25 protein-coding genes are annotated in these 19579 nt (G+C 38.2%); 3 read left to right on the top strand and 22 right to left on the bottom strand.

The genetic code is table 11. The features are described 5' to 3' along the window. Positions 1 to 4: 4 nt before the first annotated feature. Positions 5 to 502, top strand: a complete 498-nt coding sequence (locus IPM95_00230; protein MBK9327745.1) for a hypothetical protein — start codon at positions 5 to 7, stop codon at positions 500 to 502. Next, complete coding sequence (locus IPM95_00225) at positions 391 to 843, top strand: L,D-transpeptidase (protein MBK9327744.1); 453 nt, start codon at positions 391 to 393, stop codon at positions 841 to 843. The genes IPM95_00230 and IPM95_00225 overlap by 112 nt, the downstream gene beginning before the upstream one ends. Before the next feature lie 9 nt (positions 844 to 852). On the opposite strand, the gene IPM95_00220 is transcribed toward IPM95_00225, so the two are convergent. The 6 genes from IPM95_00220 to IPM95_00195 all read right to left on the bottom strand — a co-directional run bounded on the left by IPM95_00220 (position 853) and on the right by IPM95_00195 (position 8558). Further along, complete coding sequence (locus IPM95_00220) at positions 853 to 1536, bottom strand: TlpA family protein disulfide reductase (protein MBK9327743.1); 684 nt, start codon at positions 1534 to 1536, stop codon at positions 853 to 855. Further along, a complete protein-coding gene (locus tag IPM95_00215; GenBank protein MBK9327742.1) occupies positions 1487 to 2002 on the bottom strand; it encodes a DUF4369 domain-containing protein in 516 nt (171 codons plus the stop codon). The genes IPM95_00220 and IPM95_00215 overlap by 50 nt, the downstream gene beginning before the upstream one ends. A 27-nt stretch (positions 2003 to 2029) precedes the next feature. After that, the gene (gene gatB / locus IPM95_00210; protein MBK9327741.1) at positions 2030 to 3475 is read right to left on the bottom strand and encodes an Asp-tRNA(Asn)/Glu-tRNA(Gln) amidotransferase subunit GatB; all 1446 of its coding nucleotides are present in this window, start codon (positions 3473 to 3475) and stop codon (positions 2030 to 2032) included. A gap of 833 nt (positions 3476 to 4308) precedes the next feature. Continuing rightward, the gene (gene alaS / locus IPM95_00205; GenBank protein ID MBK9327740.1) at positions 4309 to 7167 is read right to left on the bottom strand and encodes an alanine--tRNA ligase; all 2859 of its coding nucleotides are present in this window, start codon (positions 7165 to 7167) and stop codon (positions 4309 to 4311) included. Positions 7168 to 7436: 269 nt separating this feature from the next. Further along, positions 7437 to 7913, bottom strand: a complete 477-nt coding sequence (locus tag IPM95_00200; GenBank protein ID MBK9327739.1) for a transposase — start codon at positions 7911 to 7913, stop codon at positions 7437 to 7439. A 114-nt stretch (positions 7914 to 8027) separates the two neighbouring features. Then, positions 8028 to 8558 carry a transposase gene (locus IPM95_00195; protein ID MBK9327738.1) on the bottom strand — a complete coding sequence of 177 codons (531 nt, stop codon included), beginning with the start codon at positions 8556 to 8558 and terminating at the stop codon, positions 8028 to 8030. Between the two features lie 340 nt (positions 8559 to 8898). Between IPM95_00195 and IPM95_00190 the strand changes: the two genes are divergently transcribed. After that, the gene (locus IPM95_00190; protein ID MBK9327737.1) at positions 8899 to 9105 is read left to right on the top strand and encodes a DNA-binding protein; all 207 of its coding nucleotides are present in this window, start codon (positions 8899 to 8901) and stop codon (positions 9103 to 9105) included. Positions 9106 to 9140: 35 nt separating this feature from the next. Here IPM95_00190 and IPM95_00185 read toward each other — a convergent pair whose 3' ends face one another. The 16 genes from IPM95_00185 to IPM95_00110 form a co-directional block, all read right to left on the bottom strand. Then, positions 9141 to 9521 (bottom strand): hypothetical protein, encoded by a 381-nt coding sequence (locus IPM95_00185; protein ID MBK9327736.1) that lies wholly within the window; start codon positions 9519 to 9521, stop codon positions 9141 to 9143. Between the two features lie 8 nt (positions 9522 to 9529). After that, positions 9530 to 9970, bottom strand: a complete 441-nt coding sequence (locus IPM95_00180; protein ID MBK9327735.1) for a hypothetical protein — start codon at positions 9968 to 9970, stop codon at positions 9530 to 9532. A 357-nt stretch (positions 9971 to 10327) separates the two neighbouring features. After that, positions 10328 to 10708, bottom strand: coding sequence for a hypothetical protein (locus IPM95_00175; GenBank protein ID MBK9327734.1), 381 nt, complete (start codon positions 10706 to 10708; stop codon positions 10328 to 10330). Between the two features lie 73 nt (positions 10709 to 10781). Then, positions 10782 to 10943, bottom strand: a complete 162-nt coding sequence (locus IPM95_00170; protein MBK9327733.1) for a hypothetical protein — start codon at positions 10941 to 10943, stop codon at positions 10782 to 10784. A gap of 866 nt (positions 10944 to 11809) precedes the next feature. After that, complete coding sequence (locus IPM95_00165) at positions 11810 to 12046, bottom strand: transposase (protein ID MBK9327732.1); 237 nt, start codon at positions 12044 to 12046, stop codon at positions 11810 to 11812. 367 nt (positions 12047 to 12413) lie between these two features. After that, positions 12414 to 12770 (bottom strand): hypothetical protein, encoded by a 357-nt coding sequence (locus IPM95_00160; protein ID MBK9327731.1) that lies wholly within the window; start codon positions 12768 to 12770, stop codon positions 12414 to 12416. Beyond that, on the bottom strand, positions 12771 to 13142 hold the full coding sequence (locus tag IPM95_00155; protein ID MBK9327730.1) for a hypothetical protein: 372 nt from the start codon (positions 13140 to 13142) through the stop codon (positions 12771 to 12773). It lies immediately after the preceding gene. A 19-nt stretch (positions 13143 to 13161) separates the two neighbouring features. Beyond that, positions 13162 to 13959, bottom strand: coding sequence for a hypothetical protein (locus tag IPM95_00150; GenBank protein ID MBK9327729.1), 798 nt, complete (start codon positions 13957 to 13959; stop codon positions 13162 to 13164). A 204-nt stretch (positions 13960 to 14163) separates the two neighbouring features. Beyond that, positions 14164 to 14337 carry a hypothetical protein gene (locus IPM95_00145; GenBank protein MBK9327728.1) on the bottom strand — a complete coding sequence of 58 codons (174 nt, stop codon included), beginning with the start codon at positions 14335 to 14337 and terminating at the stop codon, positions 14164 to 14166. Then, a complete protein-coding gene (locus IPM95_00140) occupies positions 14334 to 14621 on the bottom strand; it encodes a transposase (GenBank protein MBK9327727.1) in 288 nt (95 codons plus the stop codon). The genes IPM95_00145 and IPM95_00140 overlap by 4 nt, the downstream gene beginning before the upstream one ends. Before the next feature lie 683 nt (positions 14622 to 15304). Next, on the bottom strand, positions 15305 to 15619 hold the full coding sequence (locus IPM95_00135) for a hypothetical protein (protein MBK9327726.1): 315 nt from the start codon (positions 15617 to 15619) through the stop codon (positions 15305 to 15307). 208 nt (positions 15620 to 15827) lie between these two features. Next, positions 15828 to 16280 (bottom strand): hypothetical protein, encoded by a 453-nt coding sequence (locus tag IPM95_00130; protein MBK9327725.1) that lies wholly within the window; start codon positions 16278 to 16280, stop codon positions 15828 to 15830. Between the two features lie 22 nt (positions 16281 to 16302). Continuing rightward, positions 16303 to 16698, bottom strand: coding sequence for a hypothetical protein (locus tag IPM95_00125; protein MBK9327724.1), 396 nt, complete (start codon positions 16696 to 16698; stop codon positions 16303 to 16305). A gap of 104 nt (positions 16699 to 16802) precedes the next feature. Then, positions 16803 to 18245, bottom strand: a complete 1443-nt coding sequence (locus IPM95_00120; GenBank protein ID MBK9327723.1) for a hypothetical protein — start codon at positions 18243 to 18245, stop codon at positions 16803 to 16805. 204 nt (positions 18246 to 18449) lie between these two features. Continuing rightward, positions 18450 to 18908: a transposase gene (locus tag IPM95_00115; protein ID MBK9327722.1), complete on the bottom strand. Its 459-nt coding sequence runs from the start codon at positions 18906 to 18908 to the stop codon at positions 18450 to 18452. A 215-nt stretch (positions 18909 to 19123) separates the two neighbouring features. Beyond that, positions 19124 to 19576, bottom strand: a complete 453-nt coding sequence (locus IPM95_00110; GenBank protein ID MBK9327721.1) for a hypothetical protein — start codon at positions 19574 to 19576, stop codon at positions 19124 to 19126. Positions 19577 to 19579 lie beyond the last annotated feature (3 nt).

Here is a 19579-nt window from a genome sequence, read left to right as displayed (position 1 = left end):
CATATTGAATTTTGTAATCGCTGCAGCATTTAGCAGTTGTTCCCATAATAAAGGGGAAAAAAATCAAAAATATGTATCGCTGAACACGGATTCCACCACTTCAAAACAGATTGCAGCCAACAGTATCCGCTATTATTTGGATTCATTAACAGACACCAATGCTTTCAGGTCGTTTAATGAGAGATATACCCATGAACAAAAAGAAATCATCGCAGCACTCAACAGGCTGACGCCGTCCAGAATCAGAATGGGAAAACCGATTATTATGCCGGATACCGTGTATTCACATATCATGCCCTACTCGCCCTTCCCCCACCAACTTGACCAATGTGACAGCATTCCCAAACTTATTATCATTTGCAAACGGATTCAGGCATTCGGCGCCTATGAATTTGGAGATTTAGTGCGCTGGGGCCAACCAGCACCGGGCGGAAAAAAGCCATCACCCCGAGCGGGCTGTTTCATACCAACTTCAAGGCAAAACTTAAGATCAGTACCGTAAACGGCAGCTGGAGAATGCCGTGGTATTTCAACATCAGCAACAGAGGGGGAATCGGGCTGCATCAATATGACCTGCCGGGATATCCCGCCAGCCATTCCTGTATCCGTCTGTTTCAGAAAGACGCTTTTTGGATATTCAACTGGGCGGATACCTGGGTGCTGAATGAAGATGAAACAGTCGTTGTAAAAAATGGGACTCCCGTTATTATTTTTGGGACGTATAACTATGAATCCACGCCACCCTGGAAAGAAGTTGTTTCCGGTATAGACATTTTAAATCTTACAGAAGAAGAATTAAAGATGCTGAATGAGTATATCACCAAAATAAATGCTGGATTATAATCTTTTGCACTAGTTATTCGGCACTTCATTTGCCAGCAATTCTTTCACTTTTGCTTCCAGTTCCGTACCTCTCAGGTTTTTAGCGACAATCATCCCTTTTTTATCCAATAAATAGGTAGCCGGAATGGAGGTTACTTTATATAACTGTGCCACCGGTGACTGCCAGCCGCTGAAGTCGGAGCCATGATTCTTCCAAACCAAACCGTCTTTGGCTATCGCTTTTTTCCATTGCTCTGCATTTGCATCCAGGGAGACAGAAAATATCTCCAGTCCTTTGGCATGATATGCCTTGTATAGTTTCACCACATTTGGATTTTCCATCCTGCAAGGCTGACACCAGCTCGCCCAAAAATCCAGCAAGACAATATTACCTTCAAGATTGGATAATTGAATCGTGTCACCGCCGGGATTTTGCAGAACAATGTCGGGAGCCGCCGTATTTATGGGCAGGCCGTTTTGCTGCTCCGCCATCACCGACTCCTTATATCGCTGCATGGACTGATACCAGTTGTTTATATATTTTGATTCCGGAGCGGCATTATGTAATTTCTCAGTGATATCCACCAGATACGGTATTTCCGTTTCCAAAAATGGCCCGAAAAAATTAAGCGCAAAACAGGCAATATCATTATTCTCTTCCTTTTCAATGAATTCCTTTATAAAATCGATGTAACCTTTTTTGGGTATTTTCATAAACAGCCTTCAGAGAATCTTTCTGTGTTTCTGATGCATTTTTAAATCTGTTGTAAGTTGAATCCACATCTGAGAATTTTGTCTTGGATGCCGTCACTAAATTTTTAATATGCCCCGACCCTCTGCTGCCGCTGACCATATATTGCTGAAACTGAGCCATGTCAGCATCAATACGGATATGGTCCTTTTTCTGAATGAATAAATAAATGGAATTACGGGCATCCTCTCCAAATCGCAGGCGGTAAATCCCGTTGCCGGAATAATTCTTAATTTCAAATTTATTGTCCCGAACTATCGTCGTATCAATAATGACAGGAACCTGCTCAGAAATATCTTCCAGAAATATCTTCAGCTCATTGCCATTTTTAACAGAACCTTTGATGGTATATCCGTTGAATTGTTTACAGGAAAATAAGATGAAAGAAAAACAACACATCATCAGCCATTTGAAACTACCTTTTTTCATATTGATTCTATATTAAACGTTTAAATTTTATTGACTCAATAATTCCTGCAAGATTTTTGTTATACGTTTAGGATCGGCTGCACCTCTTGATAATTTCATCACCTCTCCCATAAAAAGATTAATGTTCCCTTTCTTGCCTTTTTTGTATTCCGTTATTTTTTCGGGATATTTTTCCAGCGCCTGTTTCGCCCATTGACTCAGTTCATCCGAATCCGAAGACTGTATCAGATTCAGCTGTTCAGCAATAGCAACGGCGGAAGCATTATTGCCTTCAGCTAAAGCCTGAAAGATAGATTTAGCACCGGAAGAACTGACAATCTTATCCTCAACGAGTTGGATAATTTCCGCCAATTGAACAGGGGACACCAAACAATCAGACAATGGTATCCCATTGTGACTGATATACGATTTCACTTCATTGATTAACCAATTCGCTGCGGTTTTATAACTGGATGTATATTTAATCAACTCGAGATAGTAGAAGGCAAATTCCCGCTCATCCGTCAAAATCTGCGCATCGTACTCTGACAAATGGTATTCAGCAATAAACTTTTCAGCTAATTGCTTCGGCAGCGGCGGCATCGCCGCTTTTATCTCCTCAATAGTTGCCTGCGTCACTATCACGGGCGGCAAATCCGGTTCGGGAAAATAGCGGTAATCATGAGCATTTTCTTTTGTGCGCAATGGAAAGGAACTGGCATCCGCCTGATTGAAACTGCGGGTTTCCTGGTCGATGGTGCCGCCGCTTTCATAAATGGCTATCTGCCGTTTCACTTCCACATCAATGGCGCGTTTAACGTTCCGGATGGAGTTCATGTTTTTTACTTCCACCCTGTTGCGGTAGTTCATCTCTCCTTTTAAACGAACAGAAACATTGGCATCACAGCGCATGGAGCCTTCTTCCATATTGCCGTCGCATATATCGAGATAGCGCACTAATTTTCTCACTTCCGTCAGGAAAGCATATGCTTCATCGCTGCTGCGGATATCCGGCTCCGATACCATCTCAATCAAAGGCACACCGGCACGATTTAAGTCTATAAGGGAATATTCGGGATCCAGCTCATGGTTGTTTTTTCCGGCATCCTCTTCCATGTGGATACGCGTGAGTGCAATCTTCCTTTTAGCATCGTCTGTCATAATCTCAACGAAGCCACCGGTACAAATCGGTGCCTTGTCCTGTGAAATCTGATAACCTTTTGGCAAATCGGCATAAAAATAGTTTTTACGCGCAAAATGATTCACCTCCGTAATGGTGCAGTTACAAGCCAGTCCCATTCTGATGGCTTTCTCCAGAACTGCCTTGTTCAACTTCGGTAATACACCCGGCAATCCCAGGGTTATGGGACTAATCTGTGAATTCGGTGGAGCACCGTAAGTTGTTTCGTCCGCTGCAAAGATTTTTGTTCGGGTATTTAACTGTATGTGCACCTCCAAGCCCACCACCACCTCATATTTGTCTTTGTAACCCATCTATCGTATTGCGCTTAAATTCATGATTAAGAGCGGTAAAAATACTAAAAATCTGCACAAGACTGATGAAATGGGTTGTTTAGCGGGGTTTGTATTTCAAGATTTTCAATAATTTAACATATTGATTGGATATTCTTTTATATATTTGAATGGGGTTTTTATGGATAAAAGTAATCTGACTAGCAAGCTAGCAATACTATTTTTTACAATTTTATCATCTTATGGTTGTAAAAAAGACGGTTTGAACATACCGGGTGAAACTCCTTTGGTCAAAACGAAAACAGAAGGTTCAAGCGTTGAAACCTATTTATACGACACCCAAAACAGGATATCCAAAAAAGCTGTTTCCTTTCCGACCAGTCCGGCTGATAATTATTTCCAGACGTTCACCTATTACAAGGATACCATCTATGTTTTCAGCAGCAACTATTCACGGCAGTCATTTAACGATACCCTGCCGGACGGTACGCCGATTATCAGACAATACAATGGCATATTAATTCTTAACAGCAATGGCCTGTTTGAAGGAAAATACAACAACAAAAATTTTAATATCATCATTGACGGACCGGATTACAGCTATACCTATGATGCCAATGATTTCCTTCAAACCTATCTCCATTCCATAACTGATGCATTTACAAATGACTCTCTCTTTAACAATGGAATTGATTATACCGAAAAAAAAGGAGTCTTTATCGGTTTTGCCGGTGAATACAAGGTGCATACAACGTATCAGTATTACACCGACAAAACAAATACAACCGGCAACAAAAATACAGGAAATCTTCATTTAGGAAAAAGCAGCACCCATCTGTTAAAACAGGACATCACTACGCATAAACACCAAACGCTGGGAGGTATTGATTTTTCTGAAACCAATAACTATACCTATGAATTTGACAGTACGGACAGGGCGATAAGGAAAATAACAGAAAGAATATACACTTCATCCTCCGGCACCGACACCACCAATACGACAGCTTACTATACGTATTACTGACAACCACCGGTTTATACAAAAAATCATTTAATGTGCAGTCTGCACTAAAAAACAGCTCTTCCGCCTGTTTTAAGGCCACTTCAACGCCGTTGACATCGGTACCGCCGGCAGTGGCATAGAAAGGCTGTCCGCCGCCGCCGCCTTTGATGGCTTTCGATAACTCCTTAATCATATTGCCTGCATGCAGGTTCTTACTATTTACCAATTCCTCGGAAATGATGATGGATATCAGCGGTTTGTCATTGACCACCGTCGCCGCTGCAAAAAACAAATTATCAAATTCATTTTTCAAATCAAACTGAATCTTTTTCAAGCCTTCCGCATTCACCCCTTCTACTTTCTCTATCAGCAGATTAGCGCTGTTCCGTTGAGTGACTCTGGCGCGCAATTGCTGTTTTACGATTTCCACCTTTTCCTGCTGGTATTTCTCGATTTCTTTTTTCAAAGAAACATTTTCATCCTGTAATTGCTGAATGGCCTTCAGGGTATCTTTCGGGTTTTTCAGCGCATCCTGAATCTGTTTCCATTCATCCAGTTTATCATTCAGGTACTGAAACGCCGTTTCGCCGCTGACTGCTTCCACCCGGCGCACACCGGCAGCCACCGCACTTTCCGACAATATTTTAAACAACCCGAGTTCACCGGTATAGCCAACATGAGTACCTCCGCATAATTCAATCGAATAGTTTTCATCCATCACCACGACACGCACCACATCGCCATACTTTTCGCCGAACAGCGCCATTGCGCCCAGCTTCATCGCCTCCTCTTTAGGCAACTCCCTGATCACCACCGGAATGTTCTGACGTATTTTTTCGTTGACGACCGCTTCCACCTTTTCCATTTCTTCGTTCGACATTTTCGCAAAATGCGAAAAGTCAAAACGCAGGTATCCGCTGTTATTCAGGGAACCTTTCTGTGCCACATGTGTACCCAATACCTGACGCAATGCAGCATGCAGCAAATGTGTAGCCGAATGATGGATGGTTGTATTTTTTCGGATATCCTTATCTACTTTTGCCCATACATCACCGCTTAAATCCGCAGGGATCTCATCCACAAAATGAACGATCAGATCATTCTCTTTTTTGGTATCGGTGATGGCAAATGCTGAGATTGCTTCGCCTGCCGCACGCAAATACGTAAATTCCACTGTCCCTACATCACCCACCTGTCCGCCGCTTTCCGCATAAAAAGGCGTCTTGTCCAGCACAATCTGATAATGTTCCTTTCCTTTGGAACTGATTTTCCGGTATTTTAAAATTTTTGCGGATGTTTCCAACGTGGTATAACCAACAAATTCCGTTTTTCCGTCTTCCAGCACCTGCCAGTCATCCACACTCAGTTCCGTAGCGGCACGGCTGCGTTCTTTTTGTTTCTGCAGCGCTGCTTCAAAACCTTTTTCATCGACCACCAATCCGTGTTCGGAAGCGATCAGGTTGGTCAAATCAATTGGAAAACCATAAGTATCCAGCAATTCAAAAGCTGCTTTTCCTTCTATCACCTTATCCGCTTCTTTGACAATATGGTCGATTCGTTTCAAACCGTTATCCAATGTTTTCAAGAACGAATTTTCTTCTTCCAGCACCACCTTGCCCACAAAATCCACCTGCTGCTGTAATTCCGGGAAAACCTGTTCAAACTGTTTTGCGAGAACAGGTACCAGCAGATGCAGCAACGGCTCTTTTCTGTCCAGGTAAGAAAAATAATAGCGCACGGCACGGCGGAGGATCCTTCGGATGACATATCCTGCGCCGGTATTTCCTGGCAATTGTCCGTCGGCGATGGTAAAGGAAACGGCACGGATATGATCCGCCAATACCCGAAAGGCAATAGCCTGTTTAGTATCGCTTCCGTCGTATTTTTTACGCACTAATTTTTCCGTCGCCGCAATGGTTCCGGAAAAGACATCCGTATCATAATTGGAGGATTTGCCCTGAATGACACGTACCAGGCGCTCAAAACCCATGCCCGTATCGACGTGTTTGGCCGGCAGCGGTTCGAGGCTGCCGTCTTTCAGGCGGTTAAACTGGATGAATACGTTGTTCCAGATTTCTATCACCTGCGGGTGGTCGGCATTCACCAGTGTTTTTCCGTCCACCTGCCTAATTTCTTCATCGGTACGGCAGTCCACATGTATTTCCGTACAGGGGCCGCAGGGACCGGTGTCACCCATTTCCCAAAAGTTGTCCTTTTTATTACCCAGCAAAATACGGTCCTCAGCAATCCACTGCTTCCAGAAATTAAATGCTTCTTCGTCTTTTGGCAGATTTTCTTTGGCATCCCCTTCAAAAATGGTGACGTATAACCTGTTCTTATCCAATTTCAACACTTCCGTCAGCAACTCCCAGCTCCAGGCGATGGCTTCCTCTTTGAAATAATCCCCAAACGACCAGTTGCCCAACATCTCGAACATGGTATGGTGGTAGGTGTCCACGCCCACCTCTTCCAGGTCGTTGTGCTTTCCGGAAACACGCAGGCATTTCTGCGTATCGGCAATACGTAGATTTTCAGGAGTATCATTGCCTAAAAAATAATCCTTGAACTGGTTCATGCCCGCATTGGTGAACAACAAGGTCGGATCGTTTTTGACCACAACGGGTGCAGACGGCACAATCTGGTGGCCTTTGCCTTTAAAAAACTCCAGAAACGTGGTACGGATTTCCTGCGCAGATAAAGTACTTTTCATCCTGCAAAGGTAATTATTTGGGTTGCAAATTAAAAATGTCCTGTTTTAAGGAATGTGGGTAATTTACAGAAGGCAGAGAACTGTCTGCCTGTCGGCAGATACGTCACGCTTATTGCCTGGCTGCATACTTGGCGAGTTAGGGTAAATTAAAAGATGCTCTTTCTAATGTAATGCAGGATGTAAAATAACAAAGCCACTTAATCCCCCCACTCGCGCAAGTATGCGGTAAAGCTAAGTGCGGATACGTACTTGTGTGTTGTTTAATCAACTTATATAGTGTTTAATCTTGGCTCAATTTGTATGATATCTATCCGTCCTTTCTGTCCCGTATGATATTGTTTTGCGCTGCTATACAACCAATCTTCTGCTTCTTCAACAAATCCCGCTTCTACTGGGTTGTCATGCAAATAATCTAACTTCTGATGCATGATTTTTTCCGTACTCAATGCTATCGGATGATTGTCTTGCTGCCACAATTGAAAACCTCTATTATTACTGTTTTGTCTTCCTGCTTCTTCCATCATTTGTATCATCCATTCCTTTCTGCTTTCTTTCGGATGCCGGTGAATTGCTTTTCTTAATTCTTCTGAAGTATGGCGCTTAAGGTCACGCATGATATTTGACATCGGATTACCTCTGCTACCGATAATTAAATGAACATGGCTTGTCATTATACAATATGCATACACATCTAAGTCTTTATTGTGCTGGCAATATTGTATGCTCTCGCCTTTGTTGGTTTGCAACCAACAAACCACATTCCGAACAGTATCGCACGTCAATCATCATCATGTATTAAAAAGTCCCCTCGCCTTTGTTGGTTTGCAACCAACAAACCACATTCCGAACAGTATCGCACGTCAATCATCACCATATCCATGTATTAAAAAGCCCCAGTTTTTCTCATTTTTAATATAGTATCTCGCACTACTGTAGCGGTAATCTTCCGCCGTTTTGCACAAACCTGCCTTTACAGGATTGTCGTGAATATAATTCATTTTTTGTTCATACACTTTGGCTGTCCGTAATTCAACGCTCAATGAGTTTCGCTGCCACACCTGATATTTCCGGTCTCTTAAATTTACTTCAATTTTCTCAATTACAGCAGGCTGGTGCGATTTTAAATGCTTCAAAATTTTCTTTGCCGTATAATGCAAAAAATCACGCTGTACATCCGGACGTCTGTATCCTTTTCTGATTCTCCATATCAGGTGAAAATGATTGTCCATGATTACAAAGGCATGTACCGCTATTTTCCCTTGTTCCGTTAAATACCGAAGGCTTTCTGTAATTATAGCTTTTGCCTCCAGGCTTTCAATCAAATGAAGCCATTCATAGCACGTGATGGTGATAAACTCAGGAAAATGCTCTTCATAAACTACGTTTTGCATTTTACTAATTTAATGAATTTTAGCAGATAGGCGGTGGCAGTGAAGTTTTGGCGGGCGGTAGTTTGTTGGTTACAAACCAACAAAGGCGGGGAGGTTTATATCTTCTGCTCATTTTAAATTCTCTAATTCAAAGCTATAAAAATATTTTATTTTTTACCATTTTTACTTCCGCACAAGTACGCCGCGCTTTTGGCTTTGCCGCATACTTGCGCGAGTTGGGGTAACAGTTTGTTGGTCAAGAAGACCAACAAAGACGGGGTAAAATTATTTTATTTTTTATACTACCGCACAAGTACGCCGCGCTTTTGGCTTTGCCGCATACTTGCGCGAGTTATGGTTGATGAAAGTGTTTGCCGTGAGTGCCGACAACCTTTTAAACGATAATGAAAACAGTGTAGTAGAGCTTCAAAACCATGAACTCAACGAACAGTTGATGTTAATTTCTCAACTGGATGAAGACGAAAAAAATGCACTGGTTAAAATCATTAACTCAATGCTCACAAAAAAAAGAATGAAGGATTTACTGGACGGTAAAGTGAAGCTATAATAAAAAAGCCCTCAAAAAATGAGGGCTTTTAGTTTTTATTGCCTATCAAAATAAATCATTTCTCCGCCTGATTCATCTAATAGTTTTACATATAGTCGCGGTTTACTTGAGGTTAAGGAAGTATTCACATCCAAGTAATAATAACTATCATTTATTGTGAGCTTGAGTTGTTTGTCTTCTAATGACCAAGTGCCTTGCCATATATTAGTTTCTTTATTAAAAGTTATGTAATACTTATTTGCAACATCTAATGGAACATTCGTAGAGCTAAAAGTAAAATCTTTATTAAGTTGGATTTTACAATTCTCTTTTGCATTCAACCATACCCCAATAAATTCGTTTTCTTTTAATGCCGAACTGCACCCTGCGAATAATAAAACCATACACAACACAATAAACTCAAAATGTTTTTTCATCATTCGGATTAATATTTAATTGTTTGAGTCCATTGAAAAACCTGTTCTGTTTCAGATGTTGCTCCTGTTCTGCCTGCTACTTTCGTATTTAAAAAATTACCGATAGTATTTCCATACCATTCTTGATAGCCAATAACAGGAGGACGTGTACCTGATTCTAAAGTTGATGTGTTATGAACGGTAAAAACTACTGTTGCTATTCTCTTCTCAACATCATTTGCTGTTACTTCAATCCACAAGCTATGAGAACCCAAATACGTAAACATCAAATTGCCTGTTTGTCCGCCAGTAGCTAAAGTTGAATAATCTTGAACATATTTTCCAACACCTTCTAAACCCTTTAGTTGATAAGGATAACCATAATCAGGTAACGATGAATTTGGTGATAGACTTTGCAATTTTCCTGTAACATCAGACAAAGTGTCTGTAAATTTATATCTTCTGCTCATTTAAAATTTTCTAATTCAAAGCTATAAAAATATTTTATTTTTTACCATTTTTACTTCCGCACAAGTACGCCGCGCTTTTGGCTTTGCCGCATACTTTCGCGAGTTTGAGGCTCTGTAAAATACAATTCCTCATTGTCTGTATATTTATATCTTCTGCTCATTTAAAATTCTATAATTCAAAGATATAAAATTCTTTTATTTTTAATACTTCCGCACAAGTACGCAACGCTTATTGCTTGGCTGCATACTTGCGCGAGTTTGAGTTTGCTAAATAAATAAACCACGCCGATGCGTGGCTTTGTTTTGTTTACTTGTTTTTGTACAATAGATTACTGCAAATACAGTATTACTAAGAGACTATTTATCACATTCATTTAATACCCACCCTTCATTACTAAATGGCAGAATTAGTTTATTGTCATATCTAAAAAAAACATTAACAAAAGAATCATTATTTATATTTAATTTAATCATATATACGTCAATAGGTGTATATTCAATTACGTACGAATATGTATAATCACTTTTATGCAATGAAAAACTATCATTAATTAAAGGCTTAATATTATTCTCTAATAACCAATTATTTAATTCTCTTTTAATAGTATCTATTTCAATCTTTGAAAAAGAATGAGGTTTTGGGTTAATTAATTTATCTATTCTACCATTACAATATATTGGTATATATGATTTATTTACTACAAACTCTGTAATATCTACTTTGTCTTCACCAAGCATATTTGATGTATAATATCTATTACAACTCAACATAATTAAAGATGCTATAAAAAAAAGATATTTCATAACAATGTTATTGAGTTTTAGGTTCATAAGTCTTCATATCAGATGGTACATTTACAGGTGTTGAAAATGTGCCTGTTGAAACAGGATTCAACGCACCATTAGAATCAAATGTGGCTCCGTCAACTTTTTCTCTAGCATCTATAATCTTTTTAATTTGACCTAATGACATACCATTAAATGTTGGTGTACCAGGCGGTAAAAATTTACCCTTAAATTGTTGACGCTGTAATGGTGTTCTCGCCTTTGTTGGTGTTCTTCACCAACAAACCACTTTCCGTACTGATTTGCAACTCAATCATTTGCATTTGTCAAAAAATCCCAATCCATTTTGTTTTGTTTATAATACCCGGCACTGCTATACTTATATTCTTCTTCGGATGCACACAAACCGGCTTTCAACGGATTGTTATGGATGTAATCCAACTTCTGTTTGTAAACAATTTCACTCCTTAATTCTATACTCAACGAATTGCGCTGCCAAACCTGATATTTTCTGTCTTTTAAATTTACTTCTATTTTTTGTAATATCTCTGCCTGTTCATTCCTTCAGGTAATGGTTATAAATTCAGGAAAATGGTCTTCGTAAATAATATCTGACATGCACCAATTTAAGTATTTTTGATTACGGTTTCATTTCGGCTAACAGTTTGTTGGTCAAGAAGACCAACAAAGGCGGAGAATTATCCGTAAAGCTGGTACTATTAACAATACCATTTTTGATAATGTAGTGGATGCCGTGTATAATTTGATTAAACGATAAACCATTTCTGTTGTTGGTACGCAACCGCTCTTTGCCAACGCCGCATACCAACAACGGCGAGCGCAAGCCAAGCCATTCATAGCAGGTGATGGTGATAAACTGAGGAAAATGCTCTTAATAAACTACGATTTGCATCTTACAAATTTAATGAATTTTAGCAGATAGGCGGTGTCACTGCTGTTTTGACGGGCGGTAGTTTGTTGGTTACAAACCAACAAAGGCGGGAAAAATATTTTATTTTTTACCATTTTTACTTCCGCACAAGTACGCCACGCTTATTGCCTAACTGCATACTTGCGCGAGTTGGGGATCATCCATTCCTTTCTGCTTTCTTTCGGATGCCGTTGAATTGCTTTTCTTAATTCTTCTGAAGTATGGCGCTTAAGGTCACGCATGATATTTGACATCGGATTACCTCTGCTACCGATAATTAAATGAACATGGCTTGTCATTATACAATAAGCATACACATCTAAGTCTTTATTGTGCTGGCAATATTGTATGCTCTTCATTAATACCTCCTTATACTCATCTCGTATAAATAGATCTATCCAATTCACAACTGCAAAACTTATAAAATACAACTCCTCTTTACTTCCGCACAAGTACGCCGCGCTTATTGCCTGGCTGCATACTTGCGCGAGTTTGAGAAAGTAATCAATTAAATATCTTAAAAGATTCTGCTATGCTTGACCGTTTGAATGATTTACAAAACCTTTCTGCTAAAGATAAAGATTACATTCTTTATACCCTCGATGGTTTAATTCGTGACGCCAAAGCTCGTAAAGCTTACGCAGTATAAAATAAAAAAGCACAAGTACATTTTATATTCTTGCCTTATTTTACAATGCAACATGAGACATGAGTTAAAACGATTAGTTATTTAATTCTACAATATAACGGTGAACTTTCTTCATCTGTATATAAACAATTTTGTTTTTTTATAAAATACATAAAACCACCTCTATTATTAATATCTTCTTTGTATTCTTCCAGTTCTATATCAGAATCTATATCGCTAAATAATTTATTAATTATTTTCCATTTATTGACATTTATTAAGGTATCATTCCTAATTAAATTATAACTGCCATCTTCTTTTAATTCAATAATCTCATTAGATATTGAATTTCGATATACACCTACATAAGTTGATTTAAGTGGGATATTTGAATATTGCAATGCAATGTATAAAATACCAAATGAACTAATTATAAAGAATATTTTTTTATTCATTTAATTTCCTTGTTTAAAATATGCTGGTTTATTTTGGTAATTCGGCAATCTACTATAATCTATAGGAACTAATATCTGTATAGTTTGGCTAATTATTGATAGAGGTACATTGCCTGCAACATTTCTATCATAGTTGGGTCCCATGTGTGCATTCAGAGAATTTCTACTGGTCTCATTACTTATTGTTAATCTTAAATATTCTGTTCCTTCTTGTGATATATTAATTGTTGCCGAACCTAAAAATAACTCCCCCCAATTTTGGTTATTAATTGGTCCAACATGTCTCATAATAGTTCTAGGAATTTCTAGGATATTGTAAATAGGAGTTGGTGATGTGGCATAATTATAACCACTAACTGAATTGAGTTGCATTGTCGCATCTTTATTCTTATCATAAAAAGAAATCTAAAGCTGAATTTACAATAGTAGAACTCTCTAAATTCCTAGAAAGTCCTGATGAAGGACTAAAATCCCTATGATCAGGTCCTGTACCTGTTGCAAATTCGTAACTCAAAATTGATGCTGTAGCATTTCCACTACTAAAGAAATGTTTAAATTTATCATTTTCTGTCATAGTGCTCATTTCATTAAAAGATAAAGAAGAGCATAAATTTGATAAACTTTCCATCTTTGATACTAATGAAGCATCACTTTTAGGATTAGTGTATTGTTTTTTAAAATTCCCAACAGTTCCATCTCCATCTGTTGTATTAAATCCCCACTCTTTGCCAGACTTATATACTTTGCTCGGATCTAACCCCTGAGATTTAGCATTTTTCCTAAATTGCTTTGCTTCTTTTTTAGTTCCGTACAAGCCATTAGGGTCACTCCAAAATATTGGATTATTATTAAATGTTGCATAGCTACTCTGCCAAGAAAATGTAACAGGGTCAATATTCCACCGTCTTCCAAGTTGAGAGGAATACATCCAGTATTCAGCAAAGAAAGTTCCTTGTTTTATTTCGGTTTCGTGTTCTTGTCCGTTAAAGCCGAACCGATACCTATTCAAAGAACTATACGAAGCTAAAGTAACATTTTTTCCGGGCATTTGCATCCCAAACGGAAAGTATTGCTGGGCGCTCAGCACTCTGGCCAGGTAGCCCACCGCCCCTTTCGTGCCGGCGGCGTCGCCTTTGTTGGTGTTCTTCACCAACAAACCACTTTCCGTACTGATTTGCAACTCAATCATTTGCATTTGTCAAAAAATCCCAATCCATTTTGTTTTGTTTATAATACCCGGCACTGCTATACTTATATTCTTCTTCGGATGCACACAAACCGGCTTTCAACGGATTGTTATGGATGTAATCCAACTTCTGTTTGTAAACAATTTCACTCCTCGCCTTTGTTGGTGTTCTTCACCAACAAACCACTTTCCGTACTGATTTGCAACTCAATCATTTGCATTTGTCAAAAAATCCCAATCCATTTTGTTTTGTTTATAATACCCGGCACTGCTATACTTATATTCTTCTTCGGATGCACACAAACCGGCTTTCAACGGATTGTTATGGATGTAATCCAACTTCTGTTTGTAAACAATTTCACTCCTTAATTCTATACTCAACGAATTGCGTTGCCAAACCTGATATTTTCTGTCTTTAAATTTACTTCTATTTTTTGTAATATCTCTGCCTGTTCATTCCTGAAATTCTTTAAAATCTGTTGTGCCGTATATTTTAAAAAATCTCGCTGTACGTTTTCACGATTCAAACCTTTGCCTATCCGCCATATTATATGAAAATGATTATCCATCAATACAAAAGCATGTACATTCACCTTCTTTTGCTTCGTAAGATATCTTAAACTTTCAATAATTATTTCTTTTCTTGCTCTCGTTCTATGATACATTCCCAATTATAACAGGTAATGGTTATAAATTCAGGAAAATGGTCTTCGTAAATAATATCTGACAAGCACCAATTTAAGTATTTTTGATTACGGTTTCATTTCGGCTAACAGTTTGTTGGTCAAGAAGACCAACAAAGGCGGAGAATTATCCGTAAAGCTGGTACTATTAACAATACCATTTTTGATAATGTAGTGGATGCCGTGTATAATTTGATTAAACGATAAACCATTTCTGTTGTTGGTACGCAACCGCTCTTTGCCAACGCCGCATACCAACAACGGCGAGCGCAGCGAGCCAAGGCAATACTATTAAATCGTAATATATTTTTTTAATATTAAAATATACCTCTTGTCGTTAGAATAATTTATTATTTCTATTGCCTCTAGGAAATCATTCTTTAAGTAGGTTGAAGTATACTTAAGAGTATCATTTGTAGCATATTTCTGCAATATTTTATCTTTTTTTATCTTGGATTGACTATTATTACAAGAAACAGTATATATAATTATAGATATTAAATATTTATTCATTTTTTGCATTAGTTTTTATTCTTCAACTTTCCAAAAAATAGATTCTCCTGCGGTGCCTGTAGATATTAATGCAGAACCCTTATATCCAGTATTATACATAAAATAACTATTATAAGGAATACCATTAAATATATAATTAAATGTCCAATTATTTACATCATTAAACACATCTGCAGGAATTGAATAAAATGTCCCATAGTATTTTGCTCTGCCTTTAGGTATTTTTCAAGTTGTTTATAAGCAAATGAAATATAATGATACAAATCAATTTTTATACTTGAGAACTCTTCAAATTTGTTGTGAGGTGTGCCATTGGGAGAATTCAAACCCCAAGCCAAAAAATCTGTTCCATCCCAAAATGTAGCACCACCTGTTGGGTCTGTGCCTCCATTTACTACATCTATAACACCTGCTCTTGCTCCAGTTATAAATTCAGGAAAATGGTCTTCGTAAATAATATCTGACATGCACCAATTTAAGTATTTTTGATTACGGTTTCATTTCGGCTAACAGTTTGTTGGTCAAGAAGACCAACAAAGGCGGAGGTATTCACCACTGACAGTTTGTTGGTCAAGAAGACCAACAAAGGCGGGGTAAATGTATTTTATTTTTTATACTTCCGCACAAGTACGCCGCGCTTTTGGCTTTGCCGCATACTTGCGCGAGTTAGGGGAACTAGCTTGGTAATTTATTTTTAGCAGAATCTGGCACTACTGATATATCAATATTTTTTGATTGAAAAAAGGATACCTCATATTTAGTTGGTCTTCCTAAAAATGAATATTGGATTTTATTTACTTTATTATCTTTATCTTTTAAAGATATCTTGAACAAATTAGAACCACGTATTTCAGCAAAACAATATTGTATTGATAAGATATCTTCATATTTTTTTATTCTTATTCTTTTATTAAAAAAGATACCTCTGTGTAGTTCTATATAATCTTCAAAAAACAATATTTTAGGTTTGCTTTCAATAAACATCCAAATGCTTACCAAGACAAATATTAAATATAATATTAAATATACAGGTGAATTTCTTAGTGCTATTATACCAAAACCTAGTAAAAACGCAGCTAGATATAGAATATCAGAATACTGAGGTGTATAGCTAAATTTATACTTCATCTTATTAACATATAATATATCATTAATCACTTTTCTTCTTAGTAGATTTTGAATCAACTTGTTCTTTCAATAAATTAGCTGAATCTAAAACTCCTTTTGCATCAAATGCTAAACTTGCAGCTTGAGTTGGAGAAATCTTTTTATCAGTTAAACTCTCAATTGAAGTATTTTGTAATCCTTTATAATCGACAACCATTTTAAAAGATGTAACAAACTTCTTTAAATTTTTATCTTTTATATTATCACTACCTTTTAGTAGGTCATCAACATCATTAAGGACCCCCATAACTTTCCAAAATTCAATTCCTGATTTTAATTCACCCGCACCTATTGCAAAACTAAAGCCTGTCAAAACATTATCTCTAATTTCTGATATTTTTGGATCACTCCAAATATCTTTAAAACCCCACCAACCCATTTTTATAGCATCAGAGAATGACTGTTTATTACTTTTTACAGGATTAGGGTCATATGCTAATGTAGTTGAATTTGAACCTGCTCCTATAGTTAAAGTTCCTTTAGCTAAACCTGTAAAACTTGTACTTGTATTTCCCCCATACCAGATGTGTACTCCTCATAACCAATAGCAAATAGATTTTTTAATCCAGAATAACCTATCCACATTGACTTTTTATAATTTAACCACTCTGATTTACTTATCTTTCTATACATAGCATAACTACCAGATATTTGTGTTGAAAATAATAGATTTTTACCATCAATAACAGTTGTTAAAATATTCCCATTTGAAGTATTATTATAGATAACAATCTTTTCTTCTAATCCTTCTAAATCAATTGCAATAATAGGTTTATTACCAGCAAATTGATAAGGGGCATACCATGGATAATCGTTAATTAATGGGTCTACAGACAAGAACCTTCCAATACGTGAGTCGTAGATGCGAAAACCATAATCATAGGAATTCCCTTGTCCTTTCACCTCATCATCCTTTTCCTTACCGTTAAAGCCGAACCGATATCTATTCAAAGAACTATATGAAGCTAAAGTAACATTTTTTCCGGGCATTTGCATCCCAAACGGGTAATAGTGCTGCGCCGTCAGCACCCTGGCCTGGTAGCCCACCGCCCCTTTCGTGCCGGCGGCGTATGTCTTCACATCGCTCAGCGTCGCCATCACATTGCCCAGGTGGTTGCTCAGCTCGTACTGCCGCCGTGCGCTGTAGCGCACATACTGCCCGTACACACTCGGCGTGGTGATGTCGTAGCGTATCGTATCCTGATAAGTGCCCAGCCGGCTGCTGCCATACAGGTTGTACTCCACATCCACTGCATGCCCCTGCCAGCCGCCCAGCGGTGTAGTGCCCGTAAACGTGCCCGGTATCGGGTAAAAGCGTTTGCTCTCCGTCGCCAGCACATTGCCCTGCGCATCCCGCCAGTAGTAGGTGGCGTCATAGGTGCTGTCCTTTCCGGCAGGCACCGGGTGTTTCGCGTTTTTCAGCAGCTTGGCGATGCGGTTGCCCGTCGCATCGTACAGGAATTCCATCGCCGGCTTGCCGTTCTTAAAAAATATCTTCTCAATCTTGCCGTACACATTCCAGCGGATGCTGTCTATGTTTTCCGCGTTGTCCTTCGTCAGCTGCCCTATCGCGTCGTAGTCGTAGTTGGCGCCTGCCAGCTGCGCGCCCAGCACGCCCTGGTCGTCGATGTCTTCCGTAAACGCCGTCTTGCTCGTCTGCAGGTCATTGACATGGTACAGTTTATTGTTCGTCAGCTTGCCCGTCGTCGCGTTCACCGGATAGATATAGGTCAGCGAGTCCATCAGCGCGGCCGTGGTCGGCGCGGCGGCCGTGTACGAACTGCGGTTCAGCTTCAGGATATTGCCGTTTTTGTCATAGGTGTACGACGTGCGGGCTTTGTTGGTCATCGTGGTCAGGTAGCTCTCGCCTTTGTTGGTGTTCTTCACCAACAAACCACTTTCCGTACTGATTTGCAACTCAATCATTTGCATTTGTCAAAAAATCCCAATCCATTTTGTTTTGTTTATAATACCCGGCACTGCTATACTTATATTCTTCTTCGGATGCACACAAACCGGCTTTCAACGGATTGTTATGGATGTAATCCAACTTCTGTTTGTAAACAATTTCACTCCTCGCCTTTGTTGGTGTTCTTCACCAACAAACCACTTTCCGTACTGATTTGCAACTCAATCATTTGCATTTGTCAAAAAATCCCAATCCATTTTGTTTTGTATATAATACCCGGCACTGCTATACTTATATTCTTCTTCGGATGCACACAAACCGGCTTTCAACGGATTGTTATGGATGTAATCCAACTTCTGTTTGTAAACAATTTCACTCCTTAATTCTATACTCAACGAATTGCGCTGCCAAACCTGATATTTTCTGTCTTTTAAATTTACTTCTATTTTTTGTAATATCTCTGCCTGTTCATTCCTGAAATTCTTTAAAATCTGTTGTGCCGTATATTTTAAAAAATCTCGCTGTACGTTTTCGCGATTCAAACCTTTGCCTATCCGCCATATTATATGAAAATGATTATCCATCAATACAAAAGCATGTACATTCACCTTCTTTTGCTTCGTAAGATATCTTAAACTTTCAATAATTATTTCTTTTCTTGCTCTCGTTCTATGATACATTCCCAATTATAACAGGTAATGGTTATAAATTCAGGAAAATGGTCTTCGTAAATAATATCTGACATGCACCAATTTAAGTATTTTTGATTACGGTTTCATTTCGGCTAACAGTTTGTTGGTCAAGAAGACCAACAAAGGCGGAGCTCTGCTGCATACTTGCGCGAGTTTGATGCATACTTGCGAGAGTTTGCGGATAACACCTGCCAAGGGCGGAGCTAGTTGGATATATAACAATTTTTTTCCTTATATTTAAGTAAAAACCTTATTCTCTTAACTATAAAATCTGCACCATTATAATACAGAATCATATACATATCACTACCCCATTCTCCTGATTTAAATTTTTGATCAAAAATGTACTGTTCATTTTTTATTAAAGAATCTTTTTTTATATGCCAATCCCTAAAATCAATTCTGAAATAACTAGTATCCTCGTTTTTAATACAATCTTTTAGATTTAATTCTACTTCTTTTAAAATAGAATCAAGCAATAAAAAGTGTTTTCTGGAATCTTCAAGCATATTTTCACCAGAATCATACTTTTTTTTAAAATTAAATTCTATCGAATCAATATATCTTAAGTTTATGTGTTTATCATCTTTTTTTATAGCTACATTATTACAAGAGAGTAAAAAAAATGAATAAAAATATACAAAGTTGAAACTCATAAA

This window comes from Sphingobacteriales bacterium (assembly GCA_016719635.1).
Taxonomy (GTDB): domain Bacteria; phylum Bacteroidota; class Bacteroidia; order Chitinophagales; family JADIYW01; genus JADJSS01.
This window is presented reverse-complemented; position numbering and strand designations above follow the sequence as displayed.

Coding starts and splice junctions, on each gene's coding strand:
- IPM95_00220 (MBK9327743.1), bottom strand. CDS start 1,536: ATGAAAATACCCAAAAAAGGTTACATCGATTTTATAAAGGAATTCATT.
- IPM95_00215 (MBK9327742.1), bottom strand. CDS start 2,002: ATGAAAAAAGGTAGTTTCAAATGGCTGATGATGTGTTGTTTTTCTTTC.
- gatB (MBK9327741.1), bottom strand. CDS start 3,475: ATGGGTTACAAAGACAAATATGAGGTGGTGGTGGGCTTGGAGGTGCAC.
- alaS (MBK9327740.1), bottom strand. CDS start 7,167: ATGAAAAGTACTTTATCTGCGCAGGAAATCCGTACCACGTTTCTGGAG.
- IPM95_00195 (MBK9327738.1), bottom strand. CDS start 8,558: ATGCAAAACGTAGTTTATGAAGAGCATTTTCCTGAGTTTATCACCATC.
- IPM95_00190 (MBK9327737.1), top strand. CDS start 8,899: ATGAAAGTGTTTGCCGTGAGTGCCGACAACCTTTTAAACGATAATGAA.
- IPM95_00185 (MBK9327736.1), bottom strand. CDS start 9,521: ATGAAAAAACATTTTGAGTTTATTGTGTTGTGTATGGTTTTATTATTC.
- IPM95_00180 (MBK9327735.1), bottom strand. CDS start 9,970: ATGAGCAGAAGATATAAATTTACAGACACTTTGTCTGATGTTACAGGA.
- IPM95_00175 (MBK9327734.1), bottom strand. CDS start 10,708: ATGCTTGGTGAAGACAAAGTAGATATTACAGAGTTTGTAGTAAATAAA.
- IPM95_00170 (MBK9327733.1), bottom strand. CDS start 10,943: ATGTCATTAGGTCAAATTAAAAAGATTATAGATGCTAGAGAAAAAGTT.
- IPM95_00165 (MBK9327732.1), bottom strand. CDS start 12,046: ATGAAGAGCATACAATATTGCCAGCACAATAAAGACTTAGATGTGTAT.
- IPM95_00160 (MBK9327731.1), bottom strand. CDS start 12,770: ATGAATAAAAAAATATTCTTTATAATTAGTTCATTTGGTATTTTATAC.
- IPM95_00155 (MBK9327730.1), bottom strand. CDS start 13,142: ATGCAACTCAATTCAGTTAGTGGTTATAATTATGCCACATCACCAACT.
- IPM95_00150 (MBK9327729.1), bottom strand. CDS start 13,959: ATGATTGAGTTGCAAATCAGTACGGAAAGTGGTTTGTTGGTGAAGAAC.
- IPM95_00140 (MBK9327727.1), bottom strand. CDS start 14,621: ATGTATCATAGAACGAGAGCAAGAAAAGAAATAATTATTGAAAGTTTA.
- IPM95_00135 (MBK9327726.1), bottom strand. CDS start 15,619: ATGTCAGATATTATTTACGAAGACCATTTTCCTGAATTTATAACTGGA.
- IPM95_00130 (MBK9327725.1), bottom strand. CDS start 16,280: ATGAAGTATAAATTTAGCTATACACCTCAGTATTCTGATATTCTATAT.
- IPM95_00125 (MBK9327724.1), bottom strand. CDS start 16,698: ATGGGTTGGTGGGGTTTTAAAGATATTTGGAGTGATCCAAAAATATCA.
- IPM95_00120 (MBK9327723.1), bottom strand. CDS start 18,245: ATGATTGAGTTGCAAATCAGTACGGAAAGTGGTTTGTTGGTGAAGAAC.
- IPM95_00115 (MBK9327722.1), bottom strand. CDS start 18,908: ATGTATCATAGAACGAGAGCAAGAAAAGAAATAATTATTGAAAGTTTA.
- IPM95_00110 (MBK9327721.1), bottom strand. CDS start 19,576: ATGAGTTTCAACTTTGTATATTTTTATTCATTTTTTTTACTCTCTTGT.